Origin of the sequence: Azonexus sp. (assembly GCF_041909095.1) — a bacterium.
Classification (GTDB): Bacteria; Pseudomonadota; Gammaproteobacteria; order Burkholderiales; family Rhodocyclaceae; genus Azonexus.
In genome coordinates this window covers 72,540-89,789 of record NZ_JAYREB010000007.1, presented here as the reverse complement: position 1 = coordinate 89,789, position 17,250 = coordinate 72,540, and the positions used below count along the sequence as shown (strand labels likewise).

General features: G+C 63.1%; 13 protein-coding genes. 1 reads left to right on the top strand and 12 read right to left on the bottom strand.

Translation table 11 applies throughout. From position 1 onward, the window contains the following. Position 1 precedes the first annotated feature (1 nt). The 12 genes from ACE3OV_RS13545 to acnB form a co-directional block, all read right to left on the bottom strand. On the bottom strand, positions 2-1,282 hold the full coding sequence (locus ACE3OV_RS13545) for an acetyl-CoA C-acetyltransferase (RefSeq protein ID WP_374327814.1): 1,281 nt from the start codon (positions 1,280-1,282) through the stop codon (positions 2-4). 136 nt (positions 1,283-1,418) lie between these two features. Further along, positions 1,419-3,776 (bottom strand): acyl-CoA dehydrogenase, encoded by a 2,358-nt coding sequence (locus tag ACE3OV_RS13540; protein ID WP_374327813.1) that lies wholly within the window; start codon positions 3,774-3,776, stop codon positions 1,419-1,421. Positions 3,777-3,823: 47 nt separating this feature from the next. Continuing rightward, complete coding sequence (locus tag ACE3OV_RS13535; protein WP_374327811.1) at positions 3,824-4,507, bottom strand: TetR/AcrR family transcriptional regulator; 684 nt, start codon at positions 4,505-4,507, stop codon at positions 3,824-3,826. Between the two features lie 80 nt (positions 4,508-4,587). Then, positions 4,588-6,834: a putative bifunctional diguanylate cyclase/phosphodiesterase gene (locus tag ACE3OV_RS13530; protein WP_374327810.1), complete on the bottom strand. Its 2,247-nt coding sequence runs from the start codon at positions 6,832-6,834 to the stop codon at positions 4,588-4,590. A gap of 61 nt (positions 6,835-6,895) precedes the next feature. Then, on the bottom strand, positions 6,896-7,432 hold the full coding sequence (locus ACE3OV_RS13525; protein ID WP_374327808.1) for a dihydrofolate reductase: 537 nt from the start codon (positions 7,430-7,432) through the stop codon (positions 6,896-6,898). Continuing rightward, entirely contained in the window at positions 7,411-7,794 is a 384-nt protein-coding gene (locus ACE3OV_RS13520) for a dihydroneopterin aldolase (protein WP_374327806.1), read from the bottom strand. The genes ACE3OV_RS13525 and ACE3OV_RS13520 overlap by 22 nt, the downstream gene beginning before the upstream one ends. Before the next feature lie 101 nt (positions 7,795-7,895). Next, positions 7,896-8,276 (bottom strand): hypothetical protein, encoded by a 381-nt coding sequence (locus tag ACE3OV_RS13515; RefSeq protein ID WP_374327805.1) that lies wholly within the window; start codon positions 8,274-8,276, stop codon positions 7,896-7,898. Between the two features lie 46 nt (positions 8,277-8,322). Further along, a complete protein-coding gene (locus ACE3OV_RS13510) occupies positions 8,323-8,535 on the bottom strand; it encodes a hypothetical protein (RefSeq protein ID WP_374327804.1) in 213 nt (70 codons plus the stop codon). A gap of 96 nt (positions 8,536-8,631) precedes the next feature. Then, a complete protein-coding gene (locus tag ACE3OV_RS13505; RefSeq protein ID WP_374327803.1) occupies positions 8,632-9,708 on the bottom strand; it encodes an ATP-binding protein in 1,077 nt (358 codons plus the stop codon). Then, complete coding sequence (locus ACE3OV_RS13500; protein WP_374327802.1) at positions 9,701-10,891, bottom strand: FIST N-terminal domain-containing protein; 1,191 nt, start codon at positions 10,889-10,891, stop codon at positions 9,701-9,703. Before ACE3OV_RS13500 ends, ACE3OV_RS13505 begins: the two co-directional genes overlap by 8 nt. Positions 10,892-11,400: 509 nt before the next feature. Continuing rightward, positions 11,401-12,834 carry a hypothetical protein gene (locus ACE3OV_RS13495; protein WP_374327800.1) on the bottom strand — a complete coding sequence of 478 codons (1,434 nt, stop codon included), beginning with the start codon at positions 12,832-12,834 and terminating at the stop codon, positions 11,401-11,403. A gap of 442 nt (positions 12,835-13,276) precedes the next feature. Next, positions 13,277-15,874, bottom strand: a complete 2,598-nt coding sequence (gene acnB / locus ACE3OV_RS13490; RefSeq protein WP_374327799.1) for a bifunctional aconitate hydratase 2/2-methylisocitrate dehydratase — start codon at positions 15,872-15,874, stop codon at positions 13,277-13,279. Between the two features lie 330 nt (positions 15,875-16,204). Here acnB and tal point away from each other — a divergent pair, with 330 nt between their 5' ends. Next, complete coding sequence (tal, locus tag ACE3OV_RS13485) at positions 16,205-17,242, top strand: transaldolase (protein ID WP_374327797.1); 1,038 nt, start codon at positions 16,205-16,207, stop codon at positions 17,240-17,242. Positions 17,243-17,250: the final 8 nt, after the last annotated feature.

Here is a 17,250-nt window from a genome sequence, read left to right as displayed (position 1 = left end):
GTCAGCAGGCCTCCACGAGCATGGCACCGCCGAGACCACCGCCGATGCAGATGGTCGCGACGCCTCGCTTGGCCTGATTCCGCCGCAGCACATGCAGCAGATGCAGGACGATGCGCGCGCCGGAAGCGCCGACCGGGTGGCCGATGGCCACCGCACCGCCGTCGACGTTGAGCCGATCGTCTGCAATCTTGCCGAAGGCGCCGGGTAGGTCCAGCTGTTCGCGGCAATAGGCCTCGTCCTGCCAGGCGGCCTGGCAGCCGAGCACCTGCGCGGCGAAGGCTTCGTTCAGTTCCCAGTAGTCGATGTCGGCCAGTTGCAGGCCGTGGCGTTGCAGGATCGGCGTCGAGGCATGCACCGGGCCGAGACCCATCTGTTCCGGTTCCAGCCCCGACCACTGGCTGTCCACAATCCTGCCGATGGGTTTGAGGCCCCATTTCTCTACCGCCTCTGCCGAGGCCAGCAGCAGCCAGGCGGCACCGTCGGTGATCTGCGAGCTGTTGGCGGCGGTGATGTTGCCGTATTTCTTGTCGAAGAAAGGCTTGGGCTTGGCCATGCCGGCGAGGTCGGCGTCGGGCCGCACGCCGTCGTCCTCGGCGTAGACCTTGCCGTCGCCATCGACCAGCGGAACGATTTCGTCCAGGTGCCCGGCCTGGCGTGCGGCGATGGCACGCTGGTGGCTGCGCACGGCAAATTCATCCATCTGCTGGCGGCTGATGCCGAACTTCCAGGCCAGGTTCTCGGCGGTCTGCCCCATCAGCAGGCCGACGACCGGGTCGGTGAGTCCTTTCATCAGGCCGATCACCGGCGTCAGCAAGGCGGCCGGGCGCAACTTGAGGAAATGGCCGACCTTCTGGCCCAGCGTGCGCATGGACATCATGCCGGCGAACCAGCGCACCATCGCCTCCGAATAAAGCAGCGGCGCCCGCGACAAAGCATCGACGCCACCGGCCAGTACCAGTTGCGAGCGACCGAGCTGGATGTTGGCGATGGCCGAGTCGATGGCCTGCATGCCGGAGGCGCAATTCCGCATCACCGTCCAGCCCGGCACCTTCTTGCCGCAACCCAGGCGCAGCGCGACCATGCGGCCGATGTTGGTCTCGTCCGGCGACGGCGCCGCGCAGCCGAGGATGACCTCGTCGAGATCGCTCGGCGCGAAAGGCTGGCGCAGCAGCAAGGCGCGCCCGGCCTGGGTCGCCAGGTCGGAAGCCGCGAACGGCCCCGGCCCTTTTTGCGCTTTCAGGAAGGGCGTGCGGGCGCCGTCTATCACGTAGATCGGTTTCATCTGGAATCCTTTTTCACCGCAGAGGCGCGGAGAACGCAGAGGCGCGCGGAGAAATTCCAAAGCAACGCGACAAAGCTTTGCCTTTCCTCTGCGAAACTCCGCGCCCTCTGCGCCTCTGCGGTAAACACAACATCAATCAAGCCGCCATCCGGTTATCGGCCGGCTTGTTGGCCGTCGCCACGCCGTAGTCGAAGGGGAAGTCGTCGACGTGGACGACGATGTCACGCAGGTGGTTGCGCCGTTTCATCACCTCGTACTCGGCGGCGCTGATGACGCCGGCCTCGAAGGCGACGATGGCGATGTCGCGCACATTGGCCCGCGGATTGCCGTCGAAGCGGCCGTCCTTCTCGGCAGCGCGAATCTTGGCCTCGATCAGCTCGGCTTCCAGCGTCGCCTTCAGCGCCAGCTCGATGGCGCCGACCGGTTCGTTCTCGTGCAGCGGCAGGAAGCATTCGGCGGTCAGCCGATCGCGCGTCGCCGACGGCGCGATCAGCGCCTTCGCCACCTGGTGGCCGACCGCGTCGGACGGCACGACGTAGGGATGGCCCCAGGGGAAGATGATGCGATTGACCGCGGCGGCGATGAAGCGCGCCGGGAAGTTGGCGATGACGCCGTCGAAAGCCTGCTGGGTCTTGTACATCGCGTCCCAGATCGCCCAGTGGGCTAGCGCTGCGTCTTCCTGCTTCCGCCCTTCCGCTTCGTAACGCTTGAGCGTACAGGAGATCAGGTACATCTGCGCCAGGATGTCGCCGAGGCGGGCCGACAGTTTTTCGCGACGCTTGACGCTGCCGCCGAGGACCAGCAGCGAGACGTCGGAGAGGAAGGCAAAAGCCGCCGAGAAGCGCGTCAATTGCTGGTAGTAGCGGTGCATTTCCGGCGCCACGTCGGTGTTGACCGTGACGAAGTGCGAGCCGGTCAGGCCCTGGCGGAAAGCGCGCCAGCCGTTCTTCATGGTGAAGCCGATGTGGCCGAACAGCGCCCGGTCGAAATCGACCAGCCCCTGGCGGACATCCGGATTCTGCGCGGCGCGCATTTCCGGCAGCAGGTAGGGATGGCAACGGATCGCACCCTGACCGAAGATGATCAGCGAGCGGGTCAGGATGTTGGCGCCTTCGACGGTGATCGCCACCGGAATCTGCTGATAGGCGCGGCCGAGGAAATTCGACGGGCCAAGGCAGATGCCCTTGCCGCCGATGACGTCCATGCCGTCATTGACCACCTGGCGGGCCCGTTCGGTGACGTGGTATTTGGCGATCGCGGAGACCACCGACGGCTTCTCGCCAAGATCGATGGCACCGGCCGTCATCTTGCGCACCGCGTCCATCAGGTAGGTGTAGGCGCCGATGCGGGTCAGCGCCTCCTCGACGCCTTCGAACTTGCCGACCGCCATCTTGAATTGCGAACGGACCCGGGCGTAGCCGCCGACGGCGCGCGCCGTCATCTGCGCCATGCCGGTGTTCGACGACGGTAGCGAGATCGAGCGCCCGGCCGCCAGGCACTCCATCAGCATGCGCCAGCCCTGCCCGGCCATCTTCGGCCCGCCGATGATGAAGTCGAGCGGCATGAAGACGTCCTTGCCGCGCGTCGGCCCGTTCATAAACATGGCGTTGAGCGGGAAGTGGCGGCGACCGGTATCGACGCCCGGATGATCGTAGGGGACCAGCGCGCAGGTGATGCCGATATGCTTCTTGTCGCCGAGCAAGCCGTCCGGATCGTAGAGGTGGAAGGCCAGGCCGAACACCGTGCACACCGGCGCCAGCGTGATGTAGCGCTTGTCCCAGGAGACGCGCATGCCGAGCACTTCCTTGCCCTGGTAGATGCCCTTGCAGACGACGCCGGAATCCGGAATCGACGCCGCGTCGGAACCGGCCCACGGGCTGGTCAGCGCGAAGGCCGGTACCTCGATGCCCTTGGCCAGGCGCGGCAGGTAGTGGTTCTTCTGTTCCTCGGTGCCGTAGTGCAGCAGCAATTCGGCCGGGCCGAGCGAATTCGGCACCATCACCGACACCGACAAGGCGGAGGAGCGCGTCGACAGCTTGGTCACCACCTGCGAGTGGGCATAGGCGGAAAACTCCAGGCCGCCGTACTTCTTCGGGATGATCATGCCGAGGAAGCCCTTGTCCTTTATGTAACGCCAGGCTTCATTGGGCAGGTCGTAGAGTTCGTGCGTCACTTTCCAGTCGTCGACCAGGCGGCAGGCCTCCTCGCATTCCTTGTCGAGGAAGGATTGCTCCTCAGCGGTCAGCTTGGGCACCGGGTAGGCGTGCAGCTTCTGCCAGTCGGGCTGGCCGCGAAACAGTTCGCCCTCCCACCAGACGGTGCCGGCTTCAAGCGCTTCGCGCTCGGTATCGGACATCTGCGGCAGGACCTTGCGGTACGCGGAAAAAATCGGCCGGGTAAGCACGGTACGGCGTAAGGGCCGCACCAGCAACACACCGGCCGCAAGCGCCAAGACAAGGGCGCCAAGCAGAGGAAAAAGGGGGATTGCGTTCATGCCTGTCTCCGTGGGGTTTTTATCGGTATGGTTTTTGTGATTTTTGTTCAGTCGACCGCAGCGGGTGGGTCGAAGTTCGGCAACGGCGCGCGCAGGCCGCCGATCAGAAAAGACATCAGGCGCGGCACCAGGCGGTCGAGGCGGTCGACCGAATCTTCTTCCTCGATCTGCCAGTCGGTGACCAAGCGCAGCGCATCGGTTCCGGCGATGGCGTAGGAAGTGGCGCCGAGCATGAAGTGGAAGCGCCAGACGATCTCGGCCTTCGGCACGTCGGGCAAGGCCCGGAACAGCGCCTCCTTGAACCGGTCCATCACCGCCTTGTACTCGTGGGCGAGAAAGGCGCGGATGAACTCGGAAGGTTCGGTCAGCGTCCGGCCGAGCAGACGCAGGAAGGTCATGCCGCCGCGCGCGTCATCGTCGGCCATACGCAGCAGCGTGCCGAAGAAGGCATCGACGATCAGCGACGGCTTGACCGGTTGCCCGCCGGCCTCCATCTCGAGGCGGTCGAGGACGCGCATGCGCTCCTCGTTCAGCCAGTCGAGGCGACGCCGGAAGACCTCCTGAATCAGCGCTTCCTTGGAGCCGAAATGGTAGTTGACGGCGGCCAGATTGACGCCGGCCTCGCCCGTGATCTGGCGCATTGAGGTACCGTCGTAGCCGTAGGCCATGAACAGGCGCTCGGCGGCATCGAGGATGCGTTCCCGCGTATCGGCGTTGCGAACTTCAGGCATTGTTGCTTCCTATGATTCATACGTTCGTTTGAATCATAGGAAAAGGCGCTCGCCTTGGCAAGCCTTTTCTCTTACTAAAGTTAGCCGGGCAGGCCGTTACGCTGGCGGATGAAAGCTTCCGCCTCGAGCGCTGGCAATGGTTTGCTGAACAGGTAGCCCTGCACCAGGTCGCAGCCGCGCGCCCGCAGGTATTCAAGCTGGTCCTCGGTCTCGACGCCTTCGGCGACCAGTGTCAGGCCCAGGGCGTGGGCGAGGCCGATCGTCGCATCGCAGATGACCTGGCCGTCGATGTCCTCGCCGATCTCCTCGACGAAGGAACGGTCCAGCTTCAGCTTGTCCAGCGCGAACATGCGCAGGTAGCTGAGCGAGGAATAGCCGGTGCCGAAATCGTCGAGCGCCAGCGTCACCCCCATGTTGCGCAGGATGTCGAGGACACGGATGGTTTCATCCGGCTGCTCCATCGCCACCGATTCGGTGATCTCGAAAATGAGGTCGCCCGGCGCCAGCGAGTAGGCGTCGATGACGCCGCGGGCGACGATGGGCAGGCTGCTGTTGCGCATCTGCACGGCCGAGATGTTGATCGCCATCTTGACGTCGGCGATGCCCGCCGCGCGGAATGCCGCCAGCTGCCGGCAGGCAGTCCACACCACCCAGTCGCCAATCGGCTGGATGAGGCCGGTTTCTTCGGCGACGCCGATGAAAAGCACCGGGGAAACCATGCCGCGCTCCGGATGCTGCCAGCGGATCAGCGCTTCGACGCTGGACACCTTGCCGCTCTGCAGGTCGATCACCGGCTGGTAGTGGAGGACGAATTCCTCGCGCTCGAGCGCCTGATGCAGGGCATGTTCGATGTTCAGGCGTTCGATCGCCGCCTCGTTCATCCGCGCATCGAAGAACTGGAAGTTGTTCCGGCCTGCCGCCTTGGCGTGGTACATCGCGGCGTCGGCGTTCTTCATCAAGGCTTCGCCGTTCTCGCCGTCCATCGGATAGACGGCAATGCCGATGCTGGGCGTCGTATACAGCGTGTGCGGACCGATCGCATACGGTTCGCCGACCACCTTGACCAGTTTCTCGGCGACCGTCGCCACCGAGCTCATCTGCTCTACGCCGCTCGCCATGACGACGAATTCGTCGCCGCCGAGGCGAGCGACCAGATCGCTGTCGCGCACCGCGCCGCGCAGGCGCTGGCTGACCTGGATCAGCAGTTCGTCACCGATGTGGTGCCCCAGCGTATCGTTGATCACCTTGAAGCGGTCGAGGTCGATGAACAGCAGCGCCACCCGCGAGCTTTCCCGACGCGCCACCGCCAGCGCATGCTCGAGACGCTCCTTCAGGCTGAAGCGGTTGGCCAGCCCGGTCAGCATGTCGTGGTGCGCCATGTGGTGGAGGCGCGCTTCGGCGGCACGCTCGGCCGAGACATCGGTGAAGTGGGCGATGTAATAACGGATTTCGCCGTTGTCGTCGCGCATCACCGAGATCGACAGCCACTTCGGATAGACCCCGCCATCCTTGCGCCGGTCCCAGACCTCGCCCTGCCAGTAGCCCTTCTGCTTGATCGACGTCCACATCCGCTCGTACTCATCGGGCGAGGTGCGGCCGGCCGACAGCAGGCTGGGATTCTTCCCGGCCACCTCGTCCAGCGTGTAGCCGGTCAGGGTGGTGAATGCCGGATTGACGGTGACGATGCGGTTTTCGTGATCGGTGATCAGGATCGCTTCGCCGCTGTGGTGAAAAGCCGTCCCCAGCAACTGCATCTGCGATTCCATGCGGCGCAGGTCGGTGATGTCCTGCGCGGTACCGATCGTGCGCAGCGCATTGCCCTGTTCATCGAAGTGGGTTTCCCAGCGTGAGCGGATCTGCTTGACCTGAGCGCTGCCGGTGAGCAGACGATGTTCAACCTCGTGCGGCGCGCGCTCGCGGTAGGAAGCTCGGTAGGCATGATCGACGCGTTCGCGGTCATCGCTCGGGATCATCTGCAGGAAACGCTGATAATCGACCGGTCCCGCCTGCGGATCGATGCCGAAAATCCGGTAAAGCTCTTCCGACCAGGTCAGGCGGCCGCTCGGAATATCAAGTTCCCAGCTGCCGATCTGCGCCAGTCGCTGCGCCTCGCGCAACTGCTGGCGCCCCTGCCGCAACTCGGCGATCACCCGCTGGTTGTTGCGCTGCCGGCTCCACAGCATCCAGGCAACGACGGCCAGGCCGGCGACCACCAGCAGCCAGGCAACGAAATAATCGAGATGCATGGAAAGCAGGCCGCTGACAAGCAAGGCCAGCGCCAACAGCGCGTAGCCCCTCCCCGGCTTGATGATCTGGCGCCCGCTCATGACATGCGGCCCTTTATCTGGTTCTTTGCGCCATTTTGCGCAGTTGACGCGCAAACATCAATCAGGAAAGCGGTAATGGACGGGGTTGCGCCTGCTCGAACACCTGAAAACGGCAGTCGACCGGCTCACCGGACTTGCGTTCGACATAGCGTTCGCAGCGTTCCGATCGCAGCGACCAGGCGGACAGCGGAATTTCGTCGGGAAAACGCACGTCGCCGGCAAACTCCCGCTCGATGCGGGTCAGGTGGAAATAGCGGCAGTAGGGCCAGGCCGCCGCATAGACCGAGGCCCCGCCAATGACGAAGACCGGCTTGCCGGTCGCCAGCGCGCGGCGCAGGCCTTCTTCGACCGAGCCGACCCGGTAGCAGCCGGGGCGCGGCACGAAAGCCGGATCGCGGCTGAGGACGAAGGTATCCGGCGGCACCTCGGCCATTGACTCGTAGGTGGCGCGGCCGACAAGCAACGCCGCTCCGGCGACGGTCCGCTCGAAATAGGCGAGTTCCTCGGGAATGTCCCAGGGCAGCCAGTTGTCCAGGCCGAGCATGCCGTTGGCGGCAACGGCACCGATCGCCGCGATCACCCCCGCGTCTTCAGCCATTGCTCGCGACTCAGCGTCAGGGTGATGGCCGGCGTCGCCCGCCCGTTGTAAACATGCGGCTTGTGCATCGAAACCAGCGCCGACGCCACCACCGGAATCGAGAAGATCGCATCCATGACTTCCAGGATGCTCGACTCCAGGCACTCGCAGTGGGCGTTTTCCTCGAGGCGCAGGATCGCCAGGTAGATGACTTCGTAGTCGACAACCTGACGGATGTCGTGGGGGTTGGCGATGGCATCGACCGGCGCCCAGGCGTCGGCATGCACCACGACGGCCTGCGGGCCATGTTTTTCCAGCGGATTGCACCCGGTGCGCAACTGTATCGTTGCGTCGACCGAGGCACACCAGTGATTGGCGAGCACGATGGCATTCCTTGCAATGATGGGGAAACGAAAAATACCAGAGCGCCGGCAAATGCGCACAAAAAAGGCGTCCGCCGACGCCCGAAGGTGGAAGGAGAAACTCAGGCGGTCACGTTGATCAGGGTACCGGTCGCCTGCCCTTCGCTGTTGATGAAGCCCGCGCTCGGCGCCGGCGTTTCAGGCGGCACCAGAGCGGCTGCGATCTGCGAACTCAAATCGCTCAGACTGGCATTGATGCTGCCGAAGGCTTCCATGGAAGACAGGTTCCGCCTTGCGCTGGCGGCGTCGTTGCTGGCTTGCGACGAACTGCCCTGCAACCGGCTGGCGTTTTCCTGGGCCCGGTCGGCTTCTGTCTGGGCGGTTCTTGCCTGCGCCTGCAGGGCACGCGCCTTTTGCTCCGCCTGTTCGGCGTTGCGTTGGGCCTGCTGCATCTGCAGCTGACCCAGCGCGCTTGATGCACTGCCCTGTGCACCGGAGATCATTTTTTTCTCCCCGCCGCCAGACTGTCGCTGGCGGCACGCCTCAAGATCAGGCCGTGGTGTTGATCAGCCTGCCGGTCTCCTGCCCCTGGGCATTGACCACCGGCCGTGCCGTTTCCTCGACCTGCTGGACCTGTTGTTCCGGCCGCAACTGCTGCTGACGCTGCTCGACCTGTTGCTGTTCCTGGGCCGGTTGCGGACGCGCCGACTGGACGGCGGTGTTGCTATACGCACCGGATGCGCCGACGGATGCAAGTTCCATGTTCATCTCCTGACTAGTGTTGCCACAAACTCACTTTACACCATTCGCCAGCATTCGCCAGCGAAAATTTCCGTTTAAAAACAGACATTACCATTGTCATTGACGTTCTGTCCGACGCAAGGGCAGGAACACCGTAAACACACTGCCCCGCCCGGGTTCACTGTCGACCTCGATATGCCCAGCGTGACGCTCGACGATCCCGTAAGTCACCGACAAGCCGAGTCCGGTTCCCTTGCCGACCGGCTTGGTGGTGAAGAAGGGATCAAAGATGCGGTCGCGGATTTCCGGCCCGATGCCGGCACCGGTATCGGCCACCGCGATGCTGACGAATTCGCCGAGGCAACGGGTACGAATGGTGATCCGGCCGTGATCGGCAATCGACTGCGCCGCATTGACCAGCAGGTTCAGGAAGACCTGGTTCAGTTGCGACGGCAGACATTCGATTTTCGGCAGTTCGCCGAAATCACGCTCCACGTCAGCCTTGTACTTGATCTCGTTCCAGACCACGTTGAGGGTACTCTCGAGACCGGCATGGATGTCCGCCAGCTGCCATTCGGCGTCACCGGTACGCGAGAAGTCGCGCAGATCCTGGACAATCTTGCGCACCCGCTGGGTACCGTCGATCGATTCGCCGATCAGGTCGGCGATGTCGCGCCGCAGGTAGTCGATATCGACGCGCCGCCGCAGCACCTCCAGAGACTGCCGCGACGCCGGCGCCAACTCTCCCTCAACTGCCAGATGGGCGTCAAGCACCGCCAGCAGATCCTCGACATAAGCCTTCAGGGTACCCAGGTTGGAACTGACGAAACCGATCGGATTATTGATTTCGTGGGCGACACCGGCCGCCAACTGACCGATTGACGCAAGCTTCTCCGATTGCAGCAACTGCTTGTGCGCATCCTCCAGCTGACGAATCAGCTGGCGCTGTTCCTCGCGCTCGCGGGTCAGATCGCGGTTGATCCGCTCGTTTTCGCGTAACGCCGCCTCCAGTTCGGCAGTGCGCCGTCGCACCTGGCTTTCCAGCGCCACGGAATCGCGAAACATGCCGTAATTGCCGCGGCGCACCCCGGCATCCCGCTCGACCCGGTGCAGCAAGGCCTTGACCACCTTGTTCAGGCGATCGATTTCCGCCTGCAGGGCGGCTTCGCCTGATGCCGGATGGCTTTCATTCATCGTCCGACTCCCGCTCGCCGAAGACCAGACCGGTCAAGGTCTGATTGATATGCACACCGTCACATTGCTCGCCGTAAGTGCTGAGGCCGACGGCCGAACGTGCCCGCAGCATCGCCCCGACCGCCGCCTGCTGGCCGGTGCTGGCGATCTCGAGGGAACGTAGCACACAGTCGCAGAGCAGCACCCCTGACACCGCGCCGACCTCCGCCTGCGCCTCGTCCAGCGCCCTGGCCAGCTTGCCGACCAGATCATCGCCGCGGGCAACGCGCAGCACAACCCCTTCATCGAGCGCGCAGTAGAAGGTCAGGCTGCCATCGCGATTGGCACTGCGGATCGAGCGCACGTAGTCCTGACCGTCGATCTTCACCACGACCGGTCGGGCAGCAAATTTCACCGCGGTCAGCTGGGCCGGCTTGACGCCGATCAAGCGGGCATACTCGTCGGCCGCCGGCAAACCGTTGATTTCGCGCACCACCCGGCGTTCGCTATCAACATCGGTGACGACCAGACGCTCGCCGTCAGCGACAAAATGCTGTGTACGCAACGGCCGGAACGGCAGACGCGTCGCCAGCACGGCATAAACCGCCGCGTCGTCGTGAAAGCGGCCATCGTGGAAAACGCGCGTACGCTGAAAGCGCAGATCGTCACCCGCCGACGCACCGATCACATGGATGCCGCCGAGGCCGTCCTGCAAGGCCATCGCCACCTGCTCCTCACGCATCGACAGGCCGTCGATCAGCGACAGCGCGAAATAGCCGCAGCCCGACTTCGCCCCCAGGCGCTCGCGCAGACGCAACATCAGCTCAAGCGCCCGATCACGCCCGGCGTCGACGTCGAATACCTGCAAATGCTCGAAACAGCCACATTCCACGCTGAACTCAGCCGCTGCAAAGGCGATCCCCGACAAGCCGCTCTCGCCATAGCCCTGCGGCCCGATGGTCCCGGCCGCGGTACAACCGATCACCGGAATTCCGGCAAAGCGGCGGTTGATTTCGCCTGCCAGCAGTTCGAGGTCATAGCTCGCCGAACAGAAAAAAACGACCAGCGCCGGCGGCTCACCTGCCAACTGCTGACTGAGTTCCGCGACAGCAACATCAGCCTCCATCGCCAGCGACTGTCCGATACGTAGCGCTCGTTCGTGTTTCATAACCTGTCCTCGATAACTTGCGGCCGAACCATCCATTCAGCGCGCTACAAATAATCTCCAGATCAATGTTCTTCCAAAACAACAAAAACGTCAAATATACCTTAATACATCAACATATAACCCAGCCCTCACCTCAAACAAGGAACAGCAAAGACAAATCGCATGTCATGGACAGATAATCCCGTACCCGATCAACAAGCCACCATTTTCCATATCACTTACGCCCCATCTCTGGCTGTGTCAGAACCGCCACGCGCACAACGATGCCGAGTACTGTACCGTCTGCAACGACCATCTCAGCCAGTGCCACGCAGCCCGGGATCTGGTGCAAGTTCATGGTGTCGCTGGCGAGGCGGCAGGATATTGCGGGTCGAGACGGAAATCGCCGTGACAGCTTTGCCAATCTACGCCTGCTTGCCCAGGCGCAGCGAAGAGCCCGGCATTTCCGCGCACGCACCGGAGTTGCCAAGGATGTCGTAGCAGCTTTCAATTCGATCTCGTCGCCGATCTCCATCTGGCGGGATTCGATGAGCTCAGGTATGGCCCTACGGCAAAATGCTGGTCGGACAGTGCCGGATCAAACCTGGCTGAAACAGTAACAGGTAAGACCAATTATCGGCATCGAGCAATTGCAGATTGCAATGCGCAAGCAGCTCCGGGCGGCTGGCGAGCAGTCCGGCCCAGTCGGTACCGTCAAAATCATCCCAGCCGATGTGTTGCAGGCAGATTTTGTCGAATTGCGGAGCCGAGGCGATGAGCATGGCCCAGTCGTTGGTTTCGAATATGCTCCAATCGCAATGTTCGGCCCAGTCCGGGTGCTCGGGAAGCAGCAACGCCCAGGCTTCACCGTTGAGCAAATGCCAGCGGCAATGCGGGGCGAAATCAGGACGTTTGTCGAGAATCAGGAACCAGTCGTCGCCATCCAGTTCCTCCCAAGGATAATCGACGGGTACCCCCGGGTTGGTAATCAATTTTTCGTAACGCTGTTGCCGGGGCGTCGGCACGGTAGGCATGGCGGACAAAGCGAATGCGTCCGGGTCGACGAGCGGATAGGCGGAGGCTTGCGGTGCTCCCGCCGTGTCGGGCCCGAGCAGGCGGCGACGGGCGGCACGGACAGCAGGCGACTCAGGCAGAATGAAAAGGTATTTTCCAAGCATCTTGTCCAGCAATATCAGGACCAAGATGCTGGCGGCGATGCTGATCATGATCGCCGCCAGGAAACGCCATAGGCTCAAGGAGCTCAGACTCAGGAAATCGGAGAGTGCATAGCCGGTTGCAACCAAGGTCAGCAGGCCGATGACCCCACCAGCCCAGAGCATGACCGTGTTGCGCAGGGAATATCTCAGGGTTGCCGGGCTGATCTTGCAGGCGGCATAAATACCCAGATCGACCCGCAGTTCTGGCCGGGCGCGCAGCATGGCGAGCAGCCACGCTCGCCTGAGCGCTGCCTTGTTGCGATAGTCGGGCGCAATGCGACCGCCTGGGTTGAAATGATAGTAGAGGCGTAGTGGAACGCGTCGCTCCCCTTCTCTCAGGTCCATGCGGATAACGGAATGCGCCCCCTTTCCCGAGCCGATGGTTTCCGACCAGACATCGAGGTCTCCCTGATCCTGGACGATGATGTCCTTCCAGTACACGCTTGTCAGCGTCTTGCCATCGAACAATTCCAGCCTATCCGGGAAAACTGCCGTTCTTGGCGGCGGCAGCCGACGCGAAGCCAGCATCGTGAAGGCAAGCAACAACAAACAACAGACACCCAGCATGAAGGGTAGAAAAGTGATTTCTTCGCCACCCGGAAGCTCCAGGCCGGGGATCAAGGTATCGGCAAGTTCGTTCAGTTTGCCATCAACCAGGTCCAGATGGGTGAACCAGAAGATGTCCAGTCCGGCGAGCACAAAGACCCAAGGCCACCAAGCCGGGATAGCCCAAGCGAGAAAAGTACTGGAGATTGATTGAACCGGAGCGGTATTTTTTTTCATGAATTGTATTTGGCGCTGCATACCGAACAAAACCAGCGCTGACCAGGCAGGGAGCAGAACCTCGACCTCGAGCTTCGCTGGCGTGTATTCCCCTTCAGGGAAAAAGCACCCGCTTTTATGCCGTTGCCGTCGCTTTTTCCAGTACCGCTGCCACCCAGGCAGCCAGATCGTAAGATTCGATCAAGGCCCAGCAGGAGCAACGGGCCTGTGGCCAAGCAAAATCCTGACGCTTCTGGCACAGGAAAAAAGGAAATATTCGTGTAATTCGCGACCATGGATCTTGCTGGCGACAAAAACGCAGACGGATACTAATCCAATCGCATAATTCAACCAAGACAAGCGGTTTCGGCTTGATGCCAAATACAAAGCCCCCGCCAGTTTCCCGACGGGGGCTTTTCAATTTCCTGCACTCGACCGGTAAAAACTGGTCGATTTCGCGAACTTACATCTCGACCGTCTCAGCCACTTCCACAAACGCCGGAATCTGATCGAAGTTCATGTAGCGATAGACATCAGCCGCCTTGGCGTTGACCAACTTGATCTGCTCCATGTACTCGGCCACCGTGACGATCCGGCCGGCCAGGGCGCACATCGCGGCGAGTTCGGCGGAGCCGAGGTAGACGCGGGTGTCGATGCCCAGACGGTTCGGGAAGTTGCGGGTGGAGGTGGAAATCGCCGTCGAACCCTTGCGGATCTGCGCCTGGTTGCCCATGCACAGCGAGCAGCCCGGCATTTCCATGCGCGCGCCGGACTTGCCGAGGATGCCGTAGTAGCCTTCTTCGGTCAGGATCAGCGCGTCCATCTTGGTCGGCGGAGCGATCCACAGGCGGGTCGGGATGTCGGCCTTGCCTTCGAGGACCTTGCCGGCGGCACGGAAGTGGCCGATGTTGGTCATGCACGAGCCGATGAAAACTTCGTCGATCTTGTCGCCGGCGACTTCGGACAGCAGCTTAACGTCGTCCGGATCGTTCGGGCAGGCCAGGATCGGCTCGGTGACTTCAGCCAGGTCGATTTCGATGACCGCAGCGTACTGGGCATTGGCGTCGCCCTTCAACAGCGTGCCGTTGGCGATCCACTCTTCCATCGCGGCGATGCGGCGCTTCAGGGTGCGGGCGTCCTGGTAGCCTTCGGCGATCATCCACTTCATCAGGGTGATGTTCGAACGCATGTACTCGACCACCGGTTCCTTGTTCAGGGCGATGGCGCAAGCAGCAGCGGAACGCTCGGCGGCGGCGTCGGAAAGCTCGAAGGCTTGTTCGACCTTGAGGTCCGGCAGGCCTTCGATTTCCAGGATGCGGCCGGAGAAGACGTTCTTCTTGCCCTTCTTCTCGACGGTCAGCAGGCCGGCCTTGATGGCGTAGAGCGGAATCGCGTTGACCAGGTCACGCAGGGTGATGCCGTCCTGCATCTTGCCCTTGAAGCGGACCAGCACGGATTCCGGCATGTCCAGCGGCATGACGCCGGTGGCGGCGGCAAAGGCAACCAGACCGGAACCGGCCGGGAAGGAGATGCCGATCGGGAAGCGGGTGTGCGAGTCACCGCCGGTACCGACGGTATCCGGCAGCAGTAGGCGGTTCAGCCAAGAGTGGATGACGCCGTCGCCCGGACGCAGCGAGACGCCGCCGCGGGTGCTGATGAAGGACGGCAGTTCGCGGTGCATCTTGACGTCGACCAGTTTCGGATAGGCGGCGGTGTGGCAGAAGGACTGCATGACGAGGTCGGCGGAGAAGCCGAGGCAGGCCAGGTCCTTGAGTTCGTCGCGGGTCATCGGGCCGGTGGTGTCTTGCGAGCCGACGGTGGTCATCTTCGGTTCGCAGTAGGTACCCGGCAGAATGCCCTTGCCTTCCGGCAGGCCACAGGCGCGGCCGACCATCTTCTGGGCCAGCGAGTAGCCGGTGCCCGGATCGTTCGGCTGTTGCGGCAGACGGAACAGGGTCGAGGCCGGCAGGCCGAGGAATTCACGGGCCTTGGTGGTCAGGCCGCGACCGATTATCAGCGGAATACGACCGCCAGCGCGGACTTCGTCGAGGATGACGAGGGTCTTCAGCTGGGATTCGGCGATTACGGCACCGTTCTTGGTGGCGGTGACCTTGCCGGTGGCGCCATCGACCTTCAGTTCGATCTCGTCGCCCATGTCCATCTGACCGGCGTCGATTTCGATCGGCAGGGCGCCGGCATCTTCCATCGTGTTGAAGAAGATCGGGGCGATCTTGGAACCCAGGCAGACGCCGCCGAAGCGCTTGTTCGGCACGAACGGAATGTCTTCGCCGGTGAACCACAGCACCGAGTTGGTGGCGGACTTGCGCGAGGAACCGGTACCGACCACGTCACCGACGTAGGCGATCAGGTTGCCCTTGGCAGCCAGTGCTTCCAGTTGCTTGATCGGGCCGCGCGAGCCCGGCTCGTCGGCTTCGATACCCGGACGCGGGTTCTTCAGCATGGCCAGCGCGTGCAGCGGGATGTCGGGACGCGACCAGGCATCCGGGGCCGGCGACAGATCGTCGGTGTTGGTTTCGCCGGTGACCTTGAAGACGGTCAGCTTCTGCGAAGCCGGCACGGCCGGGCGGGAGGTGAACCACTCGCCGTCGGCCCAGGATTGCATGACGTTCTTGGCGTTGGCGTTGCCGGCCTTGGCCAGTTCGGCGACATCGTGGAAGAAGTCGAAAACCAGCAGGGTCTTCTTCAGGCCTTCGGCGGCGACGGCGCCGCAGGTCGGACAGGCGAGCAGATCGATCAGCGGCTTGACGTTGTAGCCACCGAGCATGGTGCCGAGCAGTTCGGCGGCCTTCTCGCGGGAAATCAGCGCACAGGCTTCTTCGCCCTTGGCAACCTTGGCCAGGAACTCGGCCTTGACCTTGGCGGCATCATCAACGCCAGCCGGCACGCGATAGGTGATCAGTTCGACCAGGGCGGCTTCTTCGCCGGCCGGCGGATTCTTCAGCAGGCCGACCAGTTCGGTGGTCTGTTGCTTGGACAGGGGCAGCGGGGGGATACCGAGGGCTGCACGCTCTGCAACGTGGGCGCGATAGGCTTCAAGCACGGCGACTTCCTTTCGTAAAGGGTTGCTCTAGGGGTAAAGGACGAATTTTACGACAACGGCGACGGCCTGATGGTTCTGGAAAACCTTCCCCGCCGGCACCCGCAGGTCTTATATATTTTATATGTTAGTTCACCACGACGCCACTGCCTGCTGCAGTGCAAGGACGAATTCGCCCAAAAAACAGGCAAGGGCCGCAAGTCCCTTGCGGCTCAGGCATTTGCCGCCGCTATCCCGAGCTTATCCACAGCCTTGTCCGACCCGGACGGGGATAAATGCGCTTCCGCCAACAGGCTGCTAGACTGAGGGCTTTTCCACGACTCCTGAAATTCCATGTCCCGCATCGCCGCGATTTCCCGCCTGGGCCAGCAGGTCTGGCTCGACAACCTCTCCCGCCAACTGCTCGAATCGGGCGAACTGTCCACCTGGATCGCCGACGACGCGGTCGCCGGTGTCACCTCGAACCCGGCCATCTTCTACAACGCGATCCGCACCGACCCGGCCTATCAGCAAGCCGTCGCCCAACTCAAGGACAGTGCGCTGGACGCCGAACAGCGTTTCGAAAACCTGGCCCTGCCCGACGTGCAGAAGGCCTGCGACCTGTTCGCGCCGCTGCATGAAAGCAGCGACGGCCGCGCCGGCTTCGTCAGCTTCGAGGTCTCGCCCAGCCTGGCCAACGACGCCGCCGGCACCGCCGCCGCGGCGCGCCGGCTGTGGGCGGAAATCGCCCGCCCGAACGCGATGATCAAGATTCCGGCGACGCCGGCCGGCATGATCGCGATCGCCGACAGCATCGCCGCCGGCATCAACGTCAACGTGACGCTGATCTTCTCGCCCGGCCAACTGGCCGACGTCCAGGCCGCTTACCGCACCGGCATCGAGCGGCGCTTTGCCGCCGGCCAGCCGGTCGACCGCATCGCCTCGGTGGCCAGCGTCTTCATCAGCCGCCTCGACAGCCTGCTCGACCCAAAACTCCCCGCCGAACTGCAGGGCAAGACCGCCATCGCCATGGCGCGCCAGGCCTACGCCGACTGGCAGGCGCTGCCCGCGCTGCCCGGCAACGCCCGCCAGCAGATGCTGTTGTGGGCCTCGACCTCGACCAAGAACCCGGCCTACCGCGACGTCATCTACGTCGAGCAACTGATCGGCGACGGCACCGTCAACACGGTGCCCGACGCGACGCTAGTCGCCTTCCGCGACCACGGTGAAGCCGCCGCCACGCTGGCCGCCGATGCGGCCGGCACGGCGGCGCAACTGGCGGGGGTCGCTGCACTCGGCATCGACCTCGACACCGTCGGCGACGAATTGCAGGCGGCCGGCCTCAAGCAGTTCGACGAGGCCTTCGGCAAGCTGCTCGACCTGGTGCGCTGAAGGCGGCG